We start from the raw sequence: 19,770 nt of genomic DNA, 5'->3' as shown, positions 1-19,770 counted from the left end.
AAATGTCCTTGAGCAATAAGGAGTATATGTTTATATTTGAATGCATTTCATTCTTACTCAATCATAAAGAAACGTTATAGCATGGGAATAGTGGAACGAAGAGAGCGGGTTAAAATTCAGGTACGCTCTGACATCGTTAAGACAGCCAAGGTGATCGCCCGTGAAGATGGATGGACTGCGGTTTCAATCCGGAAAATAGCCGAAGTGATAGAATACAGCCCGCCAATTTTGTATGAATACTTTGACAGTAAAGACAAGCTTCTGGAAGAAATACGAATGGAGGGGTTTAATTTTCTTCAATCCGAGTTTGTAAAAATAAAAACCCATTTCAGCAATCCGCAGAAGCAGCTCGTTGAAGTAGCGCAGCGCATATGGAATTTTGCAGTTGAAAACCCTGAAGTTTTTCAGGTGATGTTCAATCTGGAAGGTGCTTACTGCGATTCCAAAAATGTATATTCCGAAGCCATGAGCATCAAAGGAAATCCGGTCTGGGAAATGATCGCCAGCCTGCGGCCAAAATCGGGTGAGCACGTTACCAAAACCTATTATGAATGGTGGTGCCTCACCTATGGTTTTATCAGTATTACCATGACAACCCAGCCGAGGTACGCATTTCCACAAGCCGAGCCGGTTTACATGGAAGGCATCCGCAGGTTTATCCGAAGCATTATGTAGCGGCCGGAACCGGTTGCTGGCGTATCTCTATTTTACTCTGGTGATAAACCTGGGAATGTGGAGGTACGCTTCTTACAAGCCAGGCATTGCCGCCAATCACCGAATCGTGACCAATAACCGTATCGCCGCCCAGAATGGTCGCATTGGCATAAACCACCACATTATCTTCAATAGTCGGATGGCGTTTGCTGGAAGCGAGCGATTTGGATACGTGTGTGGCACCGAGCGTTACGCCCTGATATAATTTTACATTATTGCCGATATGCGTTGTCTCTCCGATTACAACGCCGGTTCCGTGATCGATGAAAAAGGAATGTCCGATCGTTGCATTCGGGTGAATGTCAATACCTGTCTGGCTATGTGCGAATTCTGTCAGCATTCTGGGCAGCAGCGGGATACCACAAACGGCAAACAAATGTGCAAAACGGTAGGTGGCAATCGCCATGAAACCCGGATAAACCGAAATCACTTCTTCAATGCTTACAGACGCCGGATCGTTGTCCGTAATGGAACGCGCATCCAGCAAAAGCAATTCATAAATATCCGGAATCTGCGAAAAAATGGCATCCAGAATTTCTTCACTGCTTTGTTCCAGCTGAGGCTGCAGAGGCTGCAGCATACAGGCCAGACTATTGCGTAAGTCTGCATATTTCATAGCCAGATCCTTGTTCGGGCAGCTCGGGCAATCCTGACTGATCGGAAATAAAAAGTTGATCAGATCCTGAATGAATTTTCCTGCATCTTGCCGGGAAGGTAATTTGTAAATGTAAGTTTCATTCTGCCTGCTCAGGCGCTGAAGAAATTCTTGGTGGTTGGCTGTCATTAACAATAAAAGTTAGACCTACGCAGTCGCAATGCTATCTGGCACTGATTTTTTATACTAAACAAATAATTAGCCGGAAAAATTTAAAAATTGCTGCTTCTTTGGAAAAAGGACAGCCAGCGTTTACTTTTTACAGGATAAAACCGTATATTCAAATATCCTGTGAAGTTATAAAATACAGTAACATTTTGTAAGTTATATGCTAAGTTTTAAATCATTTCGGTCTGTCCTGGTCATCTTGCTCTTATCAGCGTCACTTACGTCCTGTTTTTCAAGATATACGATTACGGCCAAACAAGTGAGAAAACATTATGCATTGAAAAAAGTAAAGCCAAAGGAACAACTGATTCAGAATGATACGCTTTCACTTTGCATTGCCAGTGTAGGCGCCGATACGCTGCCTATGCTGCTGCTCATTCACGGCGCACCGGGTTCCTTATGGGGTTATATGAATCTGATGGACGACGAAGATCTTCAGAAACATTTTCACATCGTTTCCGTCGACAGAGTAGGATATGGAAAATCCAGATTGAAAAAACGCCGTCACGTAACTTCCATTGCTACACAGGCAAATGCCCTGCTGCCCGTATTTGACCTTAATAAAAGCAAGGAAAAGGTAACGGTGCTCGGCAGGTCATACGGAGCTCCGATTGCCGCCAAGCTGGTGTCCATGGTACAGGACAAAGTGAAAGAGCTCATTATGGTTTCTCCCGTCATTGACCCGGAAAAGGAACGTTTTTACTGGTTTTCAAAATGGGGCAAAAATGCATTTATCCAGCTTTTTCTGCCCGGAGAATTCAATACGGCTACTGCGGAAAAATACAGCCATTCCGACGAACTGAAAAAACTCATTCCCATCTGGCAGAGCCTTCACGTCCCCACAACGGTAATTCAGGGCGGAAATGACTGGATTGCCGATCCGACGAATATTGACTTTGCCAAAAAGCACATTCAAAGCAAACGTGCACAATACATTTTCCTCTACAACGCCGGCCATATGATCACTTACACGCACTTATCGATGATCAAGGAAATGCTTCTCAAAAGCCTGATGTTTCAGGACAAGGTTACATCCATCGATATGGCCAGCGGAGCAGGCGAACTCGGAAATTAAATGGAGTATTTCTGGCTAAAATTAAAAAATCAGCACACATAGCCATCAGCTAAAAGCTAACAGCTAAAAACAACAGCCTCTGAAAACAAGAAAACGGCCAATCTCAGGATCAGCCGTTTTTCTTCATTATAATTAACCTATGATAAAAGCTGTCTCAGAATGTATCCGAGCAGTCTTTATACCAAAGACGTTATTTTGATGTAGTTACCATGAATCAGTCCGAAATAATTCGGATTAATGAACAATTTTCTTGGTCACTGATTCCGTATTGTTATCGGCACGGATTAAATAAAGTCCTCTTGCCAGATTGCTAAGGTCAAATTCTCCTTCAAATTGAACAACAGGAACTTTGGAATCAATCTGACGAAGTGTACGGCCGTTCAGGTCCACAAGCTGCAATTTGACGACAAAACGCGTTTTGTTGTAAACTCTGGCAGTAATGAACTTGTCGGCAGGAATCGGATAAGCTTCAATGGCCATGGATATTTCCTGAGTATCCGGATTTGGAACGGATGTAATCGGGCCGCCGTTTGTACCGGCTGCTTCGTAAGGCGGAATGTCTACAACAGGGCCGGGCTTGTCCGAAACTTCAATAATTCCTTCCCGATAGGATTGTGAGATAATAACGCCATTTCGCCATTCGTCCGCAATTACGGCGAAAATATAGGTTCCGACATTTTCCGGCGCATGCCACACCAGTTTGTTCTCAGCAGGAATTACCTTGAAAGCACCGCTTGCACTGACTTCATTCGGGTACATGTACGTTTTGTCTTCCATCCGCACGCCGCAGGTTCCCGGCGATGCTTTGCTGAGTTTCGGAAGACGGATCGTTACGCTGTCCGCATCTTTTACCGAAGGTTTCAGGTCAAGGGAAAATACTTGCCGTACACCGGCTTCAAATACCAGATAAGGAAACACAGGCGTGGAATTGCCAACCTGCGTATCGATCACGGTCCATAGAAACATGGAGGTGTTTTGTGCATTGTATAAATTGAGCAGATTTCCCGTTCTGTTATCCACAGAAGCGGAAATCTGGAACATGCCGGCAGCCCGGTAAGTATACTGGCCGTCGTATTCAGCCACCACTACTTTGTTGTTCCCGGGAATCAGCGTAATGGAAGTTCGTGAAAAATCTTTGGTATTGCCATCGCCAAAACAAACAGTTACTGCATTTTGCGCTTCTGAGGCTTGTTCTCCGTTTTTGATATTGAGATAAAGACGAACCTTGATGTTGTAAGTCTGGCCGCTTACTTGCGAAGCCATGATTTCGCCTCCCTGTAAATGCGTTGCATAGGCGGCAGGGCCGAGCAGCAGCAGAAATATGAATATTTTGTAAACTGATTTCATATGGTTAAAAAGGAATCGGTAAGTGACATTGCTAAGATCAGAACGTCGGAGTAACATCATTTTGTATTCGCAGGGCCATAAACAAATGTACAAATCCTGTACCAAATCAATCCTTGTAAATCAGTATTTCGCTTTTACCGTCATTCTTGATAAAACCGCGGTACATGCCTTCGCTGTTGAACGGCATGGCAACATTTCCGTTCCGGTCCAAAGCAATAATACCGCCTTCACCGCCGCGTTCCACAAGCTTTTTCATCACCACTTCGTTGGCTGCATCTTTCAGCGACATTCCTTTGTATTCCATCAGGGCAGAAATATCGTAAGCCACAACGGAACGGATAAAAAACTCGCCGTGGCCGGTCGCGGAAACGGCGCATGTTGCATTGTTGGCATACGTTCCGGCACCGATAATCGGCGCATCGCCGATGCGTCCGTACCTTTTATTGGTCATGCCGCCGGTGGAAGTTCCTGCCGCAAGGTTTCCAAATTTGTCCAGTGCGACGCAGCCGACCGTACCGAATTTTTTTCCTTCCGTAAAGATTAATTCATTTTCCTCCAATGCGCCTGTTTTAGGGCCTTTTTTTACTTCTTTTTCTTCCTTTGCATTATGGTCGAGTTCCGTTTTTTCCTCTTCTTTAGCGCGCTGCAATGCCTTGAAGCGGGATTCGGTATAGAAATACGACGGGTCCACAATTTCAAGACCCTGTTCTTTGGCGAATGTTTCGGCTCCTTTGCCGGCCATCATCACATGCGGTGACTTTTCCATGACCGCTATGGCCGTACTGATCGGGTTCTTGATGGTTGTTACTCCGGCAATGGCACCGGCTTTCAGCGTTTTGCCTTCCATAATGGACGCATCCAGCTCATTTTTTCCTTCATTGGTAAAAACGGCACCTTTTCCTGCATTGAAAAGCGGCGAATCTTCCATCACTTTTATTGTCGCTTCCACGGCCTGAACGCTTGTTCCGCCTTTTTTCAGCACTTGATAGCCGGTCTGCAATGCCGTATTCAGCACTTCCTTGTATGCTTTTTCCTTTTCCGGCGTCATATTGGCACGTGTAATGGTTCCGGCGCCGCCATGAATGACCAGTGTGATTTTATCTGAATAGTCTTGTGCTGAAACCGGCATATAAATTAAAACGGCGAGAAAAATAGAGTAGAGCGTTTTCATAAATCAAGGATTAAATGGAGTGATAACCAAATCTAGCAAGGAAACTTTGAAATTCCTTTATCCTTGCCTGTGGATTGAATCAGGCATATATATGCATTCCCGATTGACCGAAATGACAGTAGAGCCATTTGAAACTGACCTTTTATGAATAATATCAAGTTCTATTTTTCAATAACCTGAATTTTTAATGAAAAAAATACTGCTATTAATTGGTGCTGTGTTCCTGTTTTTCAATGAAGGCACACTTGCGCAAAAGCCTGCTGAATGGAAATACGTTGAAGGCAAGATCACAACACCATGGGCTGAAAAAGTCTCTCCGCAAAATCCGCACCCCGAATATCCCAGACCGCAAATGGTCCGCAAAAACTGGATGAATATCAATGGCTTGTGGAATTACTCCATTTTGCCGAAAAGTGAAGCGGATGCAAAGCCCGCAACTTTTGACGGTAAAATTCTGGTGCCGTTCGCCGTTGAGTCTGCTTTGTCCGGTGTTGGAAAAACAGTCGGTAAAGACAGTATTTTATGGTATCAGCGTACAGTTGATTTTAATCCGAAACTGAAAAATGAGCGCGTATTGCTTCACTTCGGGGCCGTGGACTGGAAATGTGATGTGTTTGTAAACGGCAGGCCGGCAGGTTCTCATCAGGGTGGCTACGATCCGTTTTCGATTGATATTACCGCCTTGCTGACAAAGAAAAAACAGCAGGAAATCAGTGTGCGTGTGTGGGACCCGAGCAGCGACGGCCCGCAGCCGCGCGGCAAGCAGATCAAGAATCCGCATGGAATCTGGTATACGCCTGTAACGGGAATCTGGCAGACAGTATGGCTGGAAACAGTTCCGGCGAGTTACATTGCAGGCATCAAGCCAACGCCCGACATTGACAAGCAGACGCTGACAGTTAAAACAGACATTGCCAATGCCGCGTCCGGTGATAAGATCAAAATACTTGCATCGGATGGTTCGGCAACCGTTGCCGAACAGGAATTTGAAACCGGCTCCAATGCCGTTCTGAATATTGCAAATCCGAAGTTGTGGTCGCCGGAAAGCCCGTTCTTGTACGATCTCACGATAAGCGTTACCAGAAACGGAAAGGTAATTGATGAAGTAAAAAGTTATTTTGCCATGCGCAAAATTTCCATGCAGCCGGATGCAGAAGGCGTGCAGCGTATGATGCTGAACAATAAATTCCTGTTTCAGTACGGCCCGCTGGATCAGGGCTGGTGGCCGGACGGACTCTATACTGCCCCGACGGATGAAGCTCTGAAATTTGATATTATCAAAACCAAGGAAATGGGCTTCAACATGATCCGCAAGCACGTGAAAGTGGAGCCGGCAAGATGGTACCGTTACTGCGACGAACTCGGCATGCTGGTGTGGCAGGATATGCCCAGCGGCGACCTTGGCAACAACTGGGAACCGCATCCCGGAATAACCGGAAATGAAACGGAACAGCAGCGTACGCCTGAATCAGAGCAGATTTATAGAACGGAATGGAAAGCGATCATGGACGCCAATTATCATTTTCCTTCCATCGTGGTATGGGTTCCGTTCAATGAAGCCTGGGGCCAGTTCAAAACTGAAGAAATTACGGACTGGACGATGCAATACGATCCGAGCAGACTGGTGAACAGTGCGAGCGGCGGCAATTTCTTTCCCGTAGGACACATTATTGACCTTCATAATTATCCGGCGCCGGCTATGCCAAAACCTGATCTTTTCGGTGCAAAACAGGTTATTGTGCTGGGTGAATTCGGCGGTCTGGGCTTGCCTGTAGATCAGCATACGTGGCAGCAGAAAGATAACTGGGGCTATCAGAGCTTTAAAAACCCGGAAGAGCTATACAATAAATACGAATCATTCATCGGCCGCTTTGAGCCATTGATCCGGAAAGGGTTGTCCGCCGCCGTTTACACGCAGACTACGGATGTGGAAGTGGAAATAAACGGCCTGATGACGTATGACAGAAAGGTTATCAAGTTTCCAGAGGCCAAACTCAAACAGATCCATACAAAACTGTACGATCCGTCTTTTGTTAAACTGAAACCCTGATTTGTAAAAAACAGCCGGATTCTTGAAGTCCGGCTGTTTTTTTGATTTATTCTCTTAAAATGCTATTGCTTCATCTGCGCCTCCACAACGGCAATGGCAACCATATTGACAATTTCCCTTACCGAGCTGCCGATCTGAAGAACGTGAACGGGTTTTTTCATTCCTAAGAGAATGGGCCCGATGGTTTCCAGTTCCGCAGCTTCTTTCAGCAAGTTATAGGCAATGTTGCTGGCAGAAAGATTCGGGAAAATAAGGGTGTTCGCACCGCCATCCACCAGATCGCTGAAAGGATAGTTCTGTTTCAGGAGCTCCGTATTGAAAGCAAGATGCGCCTGCATTTCACCGTCTACAATCATGGACGGATTTCTCTTTTTAAGGATCGCGGCCGCGTCTCTCATTTTTTCTGCATCCTCACCGCCGGCACTTCCGTAATTGGCATAAGTAACCAGCGCAACGCGCGGCTGAATATTGAATCTTTCTACGGCTTTTGTCGTCAGTTCCGTAATTTCCACAATTTCATCCACGGTCGGATTGAGGTTCACTGTGGTATCCGAAAAGAAAATCGGGCCTTTGGGCGTCAGCAGGATATACATACCGGCAACCTTGTTTACGCCTTCATCCTTGCCGATGACATGCAGCGCAGGCCGGATCGTATCCGGATACGTACGGGTAAGTCCGGAAATGAATGCATCCGCTTCGCCGTTTTCCACCATCATGGAGCCGAAATAGCTTTTGAAATAAATGGTTCTGCGGGCCTCAATGGGCGTTAGGCCTTTTCTTTTTCTTTTTTCGTAAAGTGCAGATGCATAAACGTCAATGATATGATCGTTTATTTCGGCTCTCGGGTCAATGATGGAAACGTCGCCAAGATCCAGCTTGCTTTCTTTGATCAGGTTCAGAATGGTTTCATTGTTTCCTAGCAAAATCGGGATTGCAATGCCTTCGTCCCGAACCTGCTGTGCAGCGCGGAGCACCTGAATATTTTCTGCATCCGCAAAAACAACTCTTTTGGGCGCCAGTTTGGCTTTACTTAAAATAACTCTTGAAATCTGCTCGTTCCGGCCCAGCCTGCTGGAAAGTTCCTGCTCGTAGGCGTCCCAGTCCGTAATTACTTTTCTGGCTACGCCGGTCGCTATGGCGGCTTTGGCTACGGCAGGCGCCACAGTCGTCAGCAATCTCGGGTCAACAGGTTTCGGGATAATGTAGTTTTTGCCGTAAACAATATTTGTTTCGTTGTACGCAAGGTTTACAATATCCGGAACCGGCTTTCTGGCAAGTTCGGCCAGCGCATGTACGGCGGCCAGCTTCATTTCTTCATTGATTTCAGTCGCCCGTACGTCCAGTGCACCTCTGAAAATGTAAGGAAATCCAAGTACATTGTTGACCTGATTCGGATAATCCGAACGGCCTGTTGCCATAATCACGTCTTCGCGTGCTTCCACGGCATCCGGATACGGAATTTCAGGGTTCGGGTTCGCCATGGCCAGTACAATCGGATCTTTGGCCATGGATTTTACCATGTCTTTGGAAACAATATCAGCCGTAGAAAGCCCCAGGAACAGATCCGCGCCTTTCATGGCATCTTCCAGCGATTCGTAAACATGGTCTGTGGCAAACTGCTTTTTCATTTCGCCAAGATCCGTCCTGCCGTTGTGAATATGTCCTTTTGTGTCGAACATGGCAATGTTGGCGGGACTTGCGCCCAGTGCGAGATACAGTTTGGTACAGGAAACCGCGGAAGCGCCGGCGCCGGAAACCACAATGCGAATTTCGGCAATGTCTTTTTTTACAAGATCAAGCGCGTTCAGCATGGCGGCGGCGCTGATGATGGCCGTTCCGTGCTGGTCATCGTGCATGACCGGGATATTCAGTTCTTTCTTTAAACGAGCTTCAATTTCAAAACATTCCGGCGCTTTGATATCTTCCAGGTTAACCCCGCCAAAGGTCGGTTCAAGGATTTTAACCGTTCTTACAAATTCATCAACATCCTTGGTATTCAGTTCAATATCAAAAACATCAATGTCCGAATAAATCTTAAACAGAAGTCCTTTGCCTTCCATGACGGGTTTGGAGGCTTCCGGCCCGATATCGCCCAGCCCGAGCACGGCGGTGCCGTTGCTGATAACTGCAACCAGATTGCCTTTAGCCGTATAAAGATAGGCGTCTTCAACGTTGGCGGCGATTTCCAGACAGGGTTCTGCAACGCCGGGAGAATAGGCCAGCGTAAGATCACGCTGCGTGCTTGTTTCTTTGGTAGGAATCACCTGAATTTTACCAGGCCTGCCTTTGGAATGGTAATGTAAGGCGTCTTCTTTTCTGATTTTTTTATTCATACCTGTAGTCAATTATTTCATGCTAAGGTACAAACATTCAATACAAGGCAATGAATTTGGCCATGTATATTAAATGCAGCCGGAAATGCAGGCTTTTACTGTCTCCTGAACAGCTTCTTGGAAGCGGAAATAGTATCGTCATTGAATGACGGGCTTTTGGCCAGGTTTCTTTTCCTTTTTCGGGTGACTCTCCTTTTCAGAATGGTGGCAATAATCATATAAGATGCGAACATGCCGATGTACACATAAAGCGAGGCCGTATTGGTAATATCGCCGTGAAATGCAAAAAACAGGGTCGTGTTCACAATGGTAGCCATCCAGAGCGTAAAAGAAGCCCAGAAATGGTTCAGTCCGCTGTCGATCAGAATATGATGCATGTGGTTTCTGTCGGCAATGAACGGCGAGCCGCCTTTGAAAATACGGACAATGAAAACGCGGAGTGTATCAAAAATGGGAACAATAAGCAGAACCATGACAATAATCGGCGCATTGAAATAAGCGTTCGGATCGTGCTGATAACCTACATTCAGGGACAGAAACTCGACGGAGAATATGGAAAGCAGGTATCCGACGATCAGCGAGCCGGTATCGCCCATAAAGATTTTGCTGGTTTTGGAAAAATTGAAACGCAGAAAACCAAGCAGCGATCCCGACATGGCAAAAGCCAGGCAGCCAAAGGAAAAATGATCGTTCAGTATAAACCAGATTCCGAAACCAAGCCCTGCAATCAGGCTTATTCCGCCCGCCAGTCCGTCGATGCCGTCAATCAGATTGATTGAATTGATGATGGCAATAAAAATAAAAACCGTCAGCGGAATGCTGATAAAATCGGAAACATCGTGAATGCCGAATATCCCGTAAAAATTATCAACCTTGAAATTTCCCATTGCCACCAGAATCAGCGATGCGAATATCTGGATAATCAGCTTTTTGGTCGGATCAACGGCCAGAATATCATCTTTGATGCCCAGGAAAAACAGGATAATCACCCCCGTCATGGCCAGGCTGATCAGATTGGAATCCAGAATATTCTCTGAATGCGGCCATAGAAAGTAGGCAATAAGCGTTGCAGCAAAAATCGCGATTCCGCCCAGTGTCGGCGTTTCTGTTTCATGCGAACTTCTGAATCCCGGTTTGGCGGTCAGGTGCAGCAGATTGGACAGATTGATAATGATCGGAATGGAAATAATGGAAAGAAAACAGGCAATCAGAAAAGAAAGAAGGCATTGATAAACGTCGTGATGGATAATGTTGCCGAAATTTCCTTCGCTTAATATCTGAAGAGGTAGTTCTAATTTCATAGTGTCTGCAATAAGCGTAATATACGTTTTATGGTTGTTGAATCTGGCCGGGATTCAATTGCCGAAATTTACTGGAATAATCGGAACAAGTTGTATTTATTCCGGATTAAATAAACTGAACCAACTTTCTTAAAGGTTTTAGCCACAACGTGTAAAATCTCGGGCGCAAATTATTAATTTTCCAAGCTTTCAGATCATTGCGGTTGGCAGCCAGCCTGTTTTTCAGCGTACTGTTGCTTACACCGCCGATCCGCATTTTGACCAGCACTTTCGGTACATAAGTAATGCTGATTTTATGCTTATGTACTAACCTGAGCATCAATTCATAATCGGCCGCACTTCCGAGATCGAGCCGAAATTTACCAAATTTTCCGTACACTTCTCTGCGTACAAAAAAAGTCGGGTGCGGGGGCATCCATCCGTTCAGAAATGCGCCGGAACTGTACTTTCCGGAGTTCCATTGCCTCTTGACAATGCTTTCATCAGACGCGTCAACATACTGTAGGTCACCATAACACGCCTGAAAGTTTCCTGCTGCCATCTGATTCACAACATCTTTTATAACAGAAGAATAAGCATAAAAATCATCCGCATTCAGGATTCCGATTACATCACCCGATGCTATTTGTATGCCTTTGTTCATGGCATCGTAAATTCCGTTGTCGGGTTCGCTGACAAACCGGGCAACGGCACGCCCGTAGGACCGGACTATTTCCTGCGTCCCGTCCGTCGAGCTGCCGTCCATGATAATGTATTCAACTGAAGGAAAATCCTGCGCAAGAACGGATTCAATGCACTGCCGGATGGTTTGTGCACCGTTATAAACAACCGTGATAATACTTACTTTCAATGCGTTAAATTTCTTGTTTTTAAGTATTTAGCAGGATTTCCCTGATATATTCCGTATGGTTCCAGATCGTTGGAAGCAACCGAGTTCACGGTGAGCACCGCATGCGATCCTGCTTTTACACCCGGGCAAACCGTGGCTTTTGCCCCGATCCACGCACCGCTTTCCAGCGTAATCGGCCTGATGATCAGGTCAAAAGTACTTTTTGTATAATCGTGGTTTCCGGTCAGCAGCATACTTCCCTGCGAAAGGCAGACGTTTGCTTCCATAGTCACCATTGTGAGGTTGTCAATCCACACATTTTCGCCTATCCAGCAGTCGTTTCCAATGCTTAAAAACCACGGATATTTGATGTTCACTTTCGGCTTAATCACAACACCGGTCCCGATTTTTGCGCCGAATAATTTTAGGATAAAGACTTTGACAAGCATCGGCCACGGCAGATACGTATTCATAAACAACCGGTTAGCCATATACCATGCCAATTGCTTCAGAAAGCTTCCGGGCCGGTACCAGCTGTTGTTATACGCGGACAGACTGGTTTGGGTTCTTGAGGTCTTTTCCATACTCTGTCCTGAAATGTGAAATAATTTGCTGCTTGTCTTTTCCCGCCTTGTAATACACCTCGTAAATTTTGGCATCGACCAGAAACCGGTACCAGAATCCCTGAAGAAAATGCCAGATCAGCCCTTTGATGCCATCCAGAAAACCGGCTTTGAAAATGTAGCGGTAAATAAAATAAATGAATGGCCTTGTAAATAATGGCAGCCCGGCGTACCTGATTTTCAGAAAACGCGTACGTTGTTCCTGACTTCCCCAAAAGCCGGGCGTAACCGTTTCCTTGTTGTCAAAATTATATTTAATATTAAGCAGATCAATGACTTCACGGATCGCATAATGGTTATGTTTTTGCGTCCACCAAGTCAGATTGTTCAGGTTGTGATCTACAATGTCGTTCTGAAGCTGTGCTGTACTGCCGCTGCTTAGCTTGATGTGTTCATCCATCCAGAGTTCTTCGCATGTTCCGTGCCCGTTTCTCCAGATCCTGAGCAGCCAAATCGGGTAATAGCCGCCGCGCCGGATCCATTTATCCATAAACATCACGCGCCTTTTTACGTACAAACCCGATACGTCTTCCGGAATGCTGTTAATCGTATTGTTCAGTTCATCGGCAAGCTCGGCGGAAATATACTCATCCGCGTCCATGCGCATCAGCCAGCGGGTTTTGAACGGGTTGTTCTGAATGCCGAAATTAAACTGAAAAGAGTAGGAGACCCAGGGGTTCTGGATTACAGTAGCACCCAGACTGCGTGCAAGGACAACGGTTTCATCTGTAGAAAAGGAATCGACAATAAAAATTTTATCCGTAACGGCAAGCAGGCTTCTAATGCAGCGCTCGATATGTTTTGATTCGTTGTGTGTTAAAATGATGACGGATAAATCGATCATACCCAATGTAAAACAGGACAAAATTGCCGATTGCTGGTGCTTGAACCTTTCAAAGGTAAGTACTTTTTTGAACTTTATTGTATTCTTCCAATAACTGATTGGCTACAACTTGTATGTCAAAGTTTTCAGATACCATCTGATATGCATGCTTTGCAAGATCCTGAGCGTATGCATGATCTTGCAATATTTTAAGAAGTCCTTCTGCAACACCTTTGCTGCTGAGCGGCGTCAGATGGGCAGCATCGTAGCGGCGGATGTAGTCGCCAAACCCGACCCGGTCAGAAACCAGCGCAGGCACTTTTGAGGCCATGGCTTCCAGCACTGCAATGGAAAATCCTTCTGAATAAGACGGCAGAACAAAAAGGTCGGCATCGGAAAGTGCTTCTTTTTTGTCCGTGTCCGTAAGCATTCCCACCAGCCTGACGCGTTCATTCAGGTTATTTTTCCGTATAAAATCTTCAGTTTCCTGCTTGTAACCGTCATCCGGTCCGGCCAGTACCAGAATGGCTTCAGGCAGCTTGTTCTGGATTTCCAGAAATGCAGGCAAAAGCAGATCAAGCCCTTTTTTAATATTCAGCCTTCCCATGAACAGGATCATCTGCTGATCTTTCCGGATCTGGTGCCTGGAACGGAAAAGACCTTTTGGCGGAAGCTGGCTGTATTCCGAAAGTTTCATGCCGTTGGGTACGATCACCATATTGGCCGGCCGGTAGCCAAGATAGCGGATCACATCTTCTTCCTCATCGGTATTGTTGATCTGGATCAGATCTGCTTTTCCCAACAGTTTTTTCTGATAAAGCGCAGTAACAAGCTGTTTTTTCCATTTGCTGTGCGCCACCGCCCATTTGTCCAGCAGCCCGTGAATCGTAATCACCTTCACCGCTTTATTCGGAATCAGAAACGGGGCCAGACTTCCGAAATGCCAGATGCCGTGCATGTGAATGACATCATACTCGCTGATATGCGCTTTCAGGTATTTATACATGTCCAGAGAAAACTCACGGTAAAAATTGCTGACAGGCGTAGTCCGTGCGCAGGCAATAAGCCGGGCACCTTCCGGAACCGGGTACATTTTTTCACCCGGTGTCATCGGGCTCAGGATATCCACCGAATGTCCCTGCCGGATGACTTCACTGGTATGATCGTAAATAATCCGGGCGGGGCCTCCGATTGCCCATGTATAGGCACATATATTTAAAATCCGCATGTTTGAATTCAGTATCTGTAAGTTTTTAGCTTCTCCGGCTCAGGATTTTGTAACAGTCAGCCATTCGGGAAGCAACGCGCTTTGACGAAAAAGGCACGATCATTTTTACGGATTCTTTTCCCATGGGTACGATCCGGTCCGGATTCTGCATAAAAAAACGCATGTTTTCTTCCAGCGCTGACTGATTCTCGGGATCAAAAGTAAAACCATTTTTTCCGGGTTCCACCAGATCGGCTGCACATCCGCATTTATCCGAAACCAGAACGGGCATGCCGCAGGTCATGGCTTCATTCACAACCAAACCCCACGGCTCCGATTTGCTCGGCAGTACCAGTACATCGCTTTTGGCAAGCCATTCAGGCACTTTATACCACGGAAATCCGCCTGCAAAAGTCACTTTGCCGCTCAGGTTCAGACTTTTGGTTAAATTTTCCAGTAAATCCCTCTCCGGTCCGTCACCGACCAGCAGCAACTGCCATGAACCCGAATTTATAGGTTGAACATTGTAAAATGCCCGGATGAGTAATGAAAGGTTTTTTTCAGGAGCCAGCCGGCCGGTAAAAATGAATTTTCGGATTAAATTTTCATTGCCGACCTGCTTTTTTGCCAGGTCGTACCGCGTTCTTACGGTATCTTCATCAATCACCGCTGCGTTGCGTACCATAATAGCTGCCGGATTTACGCCCAGACTTTCCAGATATTGCGCCGAAGTTCTGCCAAAACAAAAGAATGCATTTGCCCGGTTTACAATAAAACTTTTCAACCGTTCTTTCAGCGCGGAGCGGTTGTGATCGGCGGACGAAGATTCAGAAGACAACACCACTTTTACACCGCGTATTCTGGCATAAAACATCAAAAGCACCTGCGCCCAGTCAAAGTAACCGGTAATATTCAGGACGGTCGGTTTGTATGCGTGGAAAGCTTTGAAAAGCGATTTCAGCCTTTCCGGAAAATGAACGGAATCAAGGCTGCGGTTAAAAAGTACTTGATACGGGTAATCGTAAACAATGCTTTCGTCACTTTGCATCGCGCTGCGGCTTGCTTCGTACAAGGCGATCTGCACAACCAGAAAATCGCTTTCCGGATATTTTTTCTTCAATGAACTGTATATCTCACTGAACAGCCTTGATTTGTAATGCGCCCATAACTGGTTATGAATGATCAGAATGCGCATTATTTTTTAAATTTAAGGTATTCCTGAAACAACGGATACAGGTTATTGGCCATAAAAACCTGTCCCTGACTGTTATAATGCACAACATCCATATTCCGGTACAGTTTGGTGGAGACACCCAACTGCAATTCATTGATCAAACGGATGTTCCTGCTTTTGGCAAAATCAATAATTTCCTCACCCTGATCATTGAAACAGCCGGATTCTATTTCTGAAATTTCGGGATGCAGATAAATAAACAGCGGAATGGATTGCTCACGCGCCAGTTCGTAAAGCTGTTCATAACCCGGATTGAAAACAAGTCCCGGCTTCCGAATTCCGGCATTGTTCAGTTCCGCCTGTTTTACGGATTCCGTTTTTGTAGAATCCGGCGGATTGTTCTGCTGGCTCTGGTCTGTTTTTGGCGAAGAGAACAGCGTGTCGTAAAAATAAAAAAACATCCAGCCATAACGGTCCCACAATTCATACAATGCCACCTTATACTGCTTGTCGGGCATTCCGGGGTCAATGCCGACGGGGCTTTGATGTGACATGATATCATGCGCGTCATGGCTGCTCGTTACCAGACACATCAGTTTTGCTTTGAACGTTCCATACTTTTTAAGAAATGCCGCAATATTGTCCGGCCCCCAGGAACCCGCAGAAATATTCAGCACCCGGACCCTTGTTCTGAAATCGCGTAAAAACCATTTTTCCATCATGGTCGAAGCAATGCTGTCCTGATCCGTGAGACTTCCGCCGTTTACAACCGAATCACCGATCAGCAAAATAACCAGGCTGTCCGCAGGCAAAACTTCTTCATTTCGCATGGAAAAGCGATTGGTACGAAGTGCATAGCCAAAGCGTTTGACATCCTGATTCGGTGCGTAGATATATTCAAAATCCGGGTCAGAAATGTAAAGCGGTGAGTTGCAGAATCCGTATTTTACCCTTAATACAATTTCAGCGATTCCTGCAAGCAGAACAATAAGGATCAGGATTCTGTAAAAAAATTTAAGCATTATAAATCGGCGGTGTCATCTGCAAACGCGGTGCAAATTTAGGATTACTTTTGCCAAATACGATTTTTTGCAGAATATGGACCTCAAATAAGTGCTTGCGGCAGCATCAGCGTATTTACCGGCGGAGATAAGTGTTCTGCCGTGGGAAATGGCATTTTAGTTTTGGTCATGAGGTTGTCACTTATAGTCATGGAAGTTGTCATTTTTAGTCAGGAGGTTGTCACTTTTAGTCAGGAGGTTGTCATTTAAGTCATGAGGTTGTTGTTTTAAGTCATGAGGTTGTTGCTTTTGGTCAGGAGGTTGTCACTTGTAGTCATGAAGTTGTCATTTTTAGTCAGGAAGTTGTTATTTCGCAATTAAAGGCAGTAAAAGAACCCATTCATGATTCATTAAAAACACTCCTTTTACCAAAATAAAAATCCATTACAACCGATAACAACCTCATTACAATCCATTACAATCCATGACAACCTCATGACAATCCATGACAATCCATAACAACTCCATGACAACCTCATGACAACTAAGTAACCAAAATAAAAAACCTCCTTCCTTTCCCTTCCTCCTTCCTTCCTCCCCCCTTCAAACCATTTCAATCAGTTCAATGCGGTTTCCAAACGGGTCTCTGAATGAAAAACGGTTTCTGCCGGGGATCGGACTGTCGTTTCGGATAGCAATGCCGTGCTGTTCGAGTAAGTAACGTGCGCTTTCAAGGTTTTTTACCTCAAAAGCAGGATGCCTTTGCGATAGTTCGGTATTTTTCTCAGCCCGGATATGCAGCTGAATATCACCCATTTGAAACCATATGGCTCCGTTTGGCAGCGGATAGCCCAAGTCTGTAAGTTCTTCCAGCCCTAAAATATTTCCGTAAAATTCCCTTGCTGCATTTTCTGCGCCTTCCGGAATGCAGAGCATTATATGGTCCAGTCTTTTGAATTCAATTTTCATCTTTTTTGCATGCTGTTTCGGATCAAGCTAAATCCAGATTTTCAATAATTCGCCGTTTTTGCCGTATAACGGATCCAGTTCAGGCAGCGGAACACGTGCAATATTTTGCTGGGCTTTTGGCCTGTCGCCCGGCTCGCCTCTTAAAATATCATAGTCGCTGCCATTCGGATAAGCGCCTACAACGGCAAAATCCGCAGAAGCATCCAGTTTTTTGTGACCGACACCTGTGGGAATAATCAAGATATCGCCGGCATGGACCGTCATTTTTTTGCCCTTTTCACCGCCCATGTGCAGCAGCGCATTTCCGGCATAAACGGCCAGCACTTCGTGTGAAATGCTGTGATAATGATGATAGGAAAACACACCGTTACGCCATGAATTCGTCCATTTGTTGCTTTCAAATCTTTCCTCGATCCATGCGGCACCTTGCACGCCTCTTTCGGAAAATGCATTTCTATAAACGACAAGCGGGAATTTGCTGTTCGGGATTTTTCCGTCGTCGCTGAAAAGGAAAGTTTCCGGTTTTATATTTAAAATACTCATTTGCAATCGTGTTTTTACTTTTTCAAAGGCCCTTTGCTCGATTCCTTGCCGTCTTTCCAGACCGATTCGATTTTACGCGTGTTTTTGATATCTTTTTCCGGATTGTCGCTCAGAATGATCAGATCTGCCTTTTTGCCTTTCTGAATGCTGCCGTAGTCATTGTCAATTTTCAACGCTCCGGCTGCATTTAGCGTGGCCAGCATAACGGCTTGCAGGGGCGTAAGTCCGGCGCGGACCATCAGTTCCATCTCCAGATGCTCCGTAAATCCCTGCGTTCTTACCGGAAAGGCGCCCGAATCCGTTCCCAATGCCACGGTGATGCCGGCATCAAATATCTTTTTCAGGTTTTCGGATGCCGTTTGGAATGCCGCCATGTTCTTTTCATAATCCGGTGAGTTTCTGACTTTCTCGGCATAGCCCTTGTCGGTGATCATTTCAAAAACGCCGGGTTCGAGTGAGGCTTTAAAAAATTCATCGTTGATCCAGTCGGGATTGCCGGCATAGGCAAACTGATATTCGTCCAGTGACAGGGTCGGAATGTAGGTTACTTGGTGCTGTTTCATTTTTGCAAGAAGATCTTCATCCACCACTTTATCGCGAATGCTGTGTGCAATAATATCTATGCCGGCTTCGGTCAGCGCGCGCGCGTCTTCGGCGTAGAACAGATGCGCTGCAACGCGCAGGTTCCGTTTATGCGCTTCCCGGATAATGGCGGTGTAAATTTCGGGTTTCATTTTCTGCGCATTGCCGCCATGGTCATCCACCCAGATTTTCACGACAGTCGGTTTCAGCGGAACCAGTTTGTCCATCATGGCCGGTACTTCCTCCGGCGTTGCGGGCCTTTGCAAAAGGTTCATCCACGAGCCGGGCGACGGATCGGGCGTGTTGAAACCGTATCCTGCTGAAAACAAACGTGCGCCGGGCAACAGTCCGGCGACTGTGGAATCGCGCAGACCATTGAATATGAGCGGACGGTCCGTTCCCATTACCAATATGGAATTGACGCCATAATCCTGATACTTTCTCAGTTGTCTGAATATATTTTCCCGCGTGTAATTTTCGGCCGAGGAAGTTGTTCCTTTCAGTGTTCCGATATGCGCATGTGCAGAAATAAGTGCCGGAATGACGGTTTTGCCTTTCAGGCTGATTTCCTTTGCTCCATTGGCTTTAATCCCGTTTCCGATGGCTTCAATGCGTTCGCCTCTGATCAGAATGTCCACGTTTTCTCTGGCTGCTGTACCGGTTCCGTCAATAACAGTTGCATTTTTCAGCAGGAACAAACCGGGCTGCTGTGCATGGATATGCATGCTGCCTGTAAGAAAAACCAGAAGCCCTGCCAGCAATAAAGTTGGTTTCATAAGATTAAATGGGTTGTTATAAAGTGCATTACAATTGTTTTTGTGACTGATTGCACGCCTTTGGTATAAGATTTGTTGTAAATGGTTTACTTACAACTTAACCCGTCCGCAATCGTTAATATAAGCCATTCATGGTTTAAATCCTGAAAATATGGCAAAGTATTAAAAAAAGCCGGTGAAAAAGTGGAAGAAGCCATGCACGAGCAGAAAGAAGGAACGCTGAAAACAGGTTCGGGCAAAAAAGTAACTTCAAAAAAGCAAGCCATTGCCATCGGTTTGTCGGATGCACGGAAAGCAGGAGCAAAAGTGCCGGAGAAAAAGGATTGAAGTATAGTATATGCCGGTCAGGTTTTCTGGTGACTTTGGAAAGATAATGGCAGGGTTCATTTAAAACTGTCCGGCCCTTGTCGATCCCTCAAACAGCTGCTG

17 protein-coding genes and 1 pseudogene are annotated in these 19,770 nt (G+C 45.7%); 4 read left to right on the top strand and 14 right to left on the bottom strand.

Features of this window, described 5'->3' with window-relative positions:
• Positions 1-81 precede the first annotated feature (81 nt).
• Positions 82-675 carry a TetR/AcrR family transcriptional regulator gene (locus FEM33_RS24465; RefSeq protein WP_139014603.1) on the top strand — a complete coding sequence of 198 codons (594 nt, stop codon included), beginning with the start codon at positions 82-84 and terminating at the stop codon, positions 673-675.
• On the opposite strand, the gene epsC is transcribed toward FEM33_RS24465, so the two are convergent.
• Entirely contained in the window at positions 668-1,498 is an 831-nt protein-coding gene (gene epsC, locus FEM33_RS24460) for a serine O-acetyltransferase EpsC (protein WP_139014602.1), read from the bottom strand. The two genes, FEM33_RS24465 and epsC, sit on opposite strands and share 8 nt — an antisense overlap.
• A 298-nt stretch (positions 1,499-1,796) precedes the next feature.
• On the opposite strand from epsC, the gene FEM33_RS24455 reads away from it, so the two are divergent.
• Positions 1,797-2,612 carry an alpha/beta fold hydrolase gene (locus tag FEM33_RS24455; protein WP_229214392.1) on the top strand — a complete coding sequence of 272 codons (816 nt, stop codon included), beginning with the start codon at positions 1,797-1,799 and terminating at the stop codon, positions 2,610-2,612.
• A gap of 234 nt (positions 2,613-2,846) precedes the next feature.
• Here the strand turns inward: FEM33_RS24455 and FEM33_RS24450 are convergent, their stop codons facing one another.
• Positions 2,847-3,959, bottom strand: coding sequence for a T9SS type A sorting domain-containing protein (locus tag FEM33_RS24450; protein ID WP_139014600.1), 1,113 nt, complete (start codon positions 3,957-3,959; stop codon positions 2,847-2,849).
• 106 nt (positions 3,960-4,065) lie between these two features.
• Positions 4,066-5,130 carry an isoaspartyl peptidase/L-asparaginase family protein gene (locus FEM33_RS24445; protein WP_139014599.1) on the bottom strand — a complete coding sequence of 355 codons (1,065 nt, stop codon included), beginning with the start codon at positions 5,128-5,130 and terminating at the stop codon, positions 4,066-4,068.
• Between the two features lie 187 nt (positions 5,131-5,317).
• Here FEM33_RS24445 and FEM33_RS24440 point away from each other — a divergent pair, with 187 nt between their 5' ends.
• The gene (locus tag FEM33_RS24440) at positions 5,318-7,180 is read left to right on the top strand and encodes a glycoside hydrolase family 2 protein (RefSeq protein WP_139014598.1); all 1,863 of its coding nucleotides are present in this window, start codon (positions 5,318-5,320) and stop codon (positions 7,178-7,180) included.
• A 62-nt stretch (positions 7,181-7,242) separates the two neighbouring features.
• On the opposite strand, the gene FEM33_RS24435 is transcribed toward FEM33_RS24440, so the two are convergent.
• The 11 genes from FEM33_RS24435 to FEM33_RS24385 form a co-directional block, all read right to left on the bottom strand.
• Positions 7,243-9,513, bottom strand: coding sequence for an NADP-dependent malic enzyme (locus FEM33_RS24435; protein WP_139014597.1), 2,271 nt, complete (start codon positions 9,511-9,513; stop codon positions 7,243-7,245).
• 95 nt (positions 9,514-9,608) lie between these two features.
• Positions 9,609-10,814, bottom strand: a complete 1,206-nt coding sequence (locus tag FEM33_RS24430; RefSeq protein WP_139014596.1) for an MraY family glycosyltransferase — start codon at positions 10,812-10,814, stop codon at positions 9,609-9,611.
• Between the two features lie 106 nt (positions 10,815-10,920).
• Complete coding sequence (locus tag FEM33_RS24425) at positions 10,921-11,664, bottom strand: glycosyltransferase family 2 protein (RefSeq protein WP_139014595.1); 744 nt, start codon at positions 11,662-11,664, stop codon at positions 10,921-10,923.
• A complete protein-coding gene (locus FEM33_RS24420) occupies positions 11,661-12,227 on the bottom strand; it encodes a WcaF family extracellular polysaccharide biosynthesis acetyltransferase (RefSeq protein WP_139014594.1) in 567 nt (188 codons plus the stop codon). The genes FEM33_RS24425 and FEM33_RS24420 overlap by 4 nt, the downstream gene beginning before the upstream one ends.
• Positions 12,184-13,110 (bottom strand): glycosyltransferase family 2 protein, encoded by a 927-nt coding sequence (locus tag FEM33_RS24415; RefSeq protein WP_139014593.1) that lies wholly within the window; start codon positions 13,108-13,110, stop codon positions 12,184-12,186. The genes FEM33_RS24420 and FEM33_RS24415 overlap by 44 nt, the downstream gene beginning before the upstream one ends.
• A 49-nt stretch (positions 13,111-13,159) precedes the next feature.
• Positions 13,160-14,317 carry a glycosyltransferase gene (locus FEM33_RS24410; RefSeq protein ID WP_139014592.1) on the bottom strand — a complete coding sequence of 386 codons (1,158 nt, stop codon included), beginning with the start codon at positions 14,315-14,317 and terminating at the stop codon, positions 13,160-13,162.
• Between the two features lie 25 nt (positions 14,318-14,342).
• Complete coding sequence (locus tag FEM33_RS24405; RefSeq protein ID WP_139014591.1) at positions 14,343-15,491, bottom strand: glycosyltransferase family 4 protein; 1,149 nt, start codon at positions 15,489-15,491, stop codon at positions 14,343-14,345.
• Positions 15,491-16,492: a hypothetical protein gene (locus FEM33_RS24400; RefSeq protein WP_139014590.1), complete on the bottom strand. Its 1,002-nt coding sequence runs from the start codon at positions 16,490-16,492 to the stop codon at positions 15,491-15,493. The genes FEM33_RS24405 and FEM33_RS24400 overlap by 1 nt, the downstream gene beginning before the upstream one ends.
• 582 nt (positions 16,493-17,074) lie before the next feature.
• On the bottom strand, positions 17,075-17,440 hold the full coding sequence (locus FEM33_RS24395; protein WP_139014589.1) for a VOC family protein: 366 nt from the start codon (positions 17,438-17,440) through the stop codon (positions 17,075-17,077).
• A gap of 27 nt (positions 17,441-17,467) precedes the next feature.
• On the bottom strand, positions 17,468-17,983 hold the full coding sequence (locus tag FEM33_RS24390) for a cupin domain-containing protein (protein WP_139014588.1): 516 nt from the start codon (positions 17,981-17,983) through the stop codon (positions 17,468-17,470).
• A 14-nt stretch (positions 17,984-17,997) separates the two neighbouring features.
• Complete coding sequence (locus FEM33_RS24385) at positions 17,998-19,341, bottom strand: amidohydrolase family protein (protein ID WP_139014587.1); 1,344 nt, start codon at positions 19,339-19,341, stop codon at positions 17,998-18,000.
• Between the two features lie 177 nt (positions 19,342-19,518).
• On the opposite strand from FEM33_RS24385, the pseudogene FEM33_RS26490 reads away from it, so the two are divergent.
• Positions 19,519-19,668: pseudogene (locus tag FEM33_RS26490) on the top strand (DUF6496 domain-containing protein); the annotation flags it as partial.
• Positions 19,669-19,770: the final 102 nt, after the last annotated feature.

The sequence above is a fragment of the Dyadobacter flavalbus genome (genome assembly GCF_006149045.1).
Lineage (GTDB): Bacteria > Bacteroidota > Bacteroidia > Cytophagales > Spirosomataceae > Dyadobacter > Dyadobacter flavalbus.
Note: the sequence above shows the minus strand (reverse complement) of the source record. Positions and strands in the feature narration are given on the sequence as shown.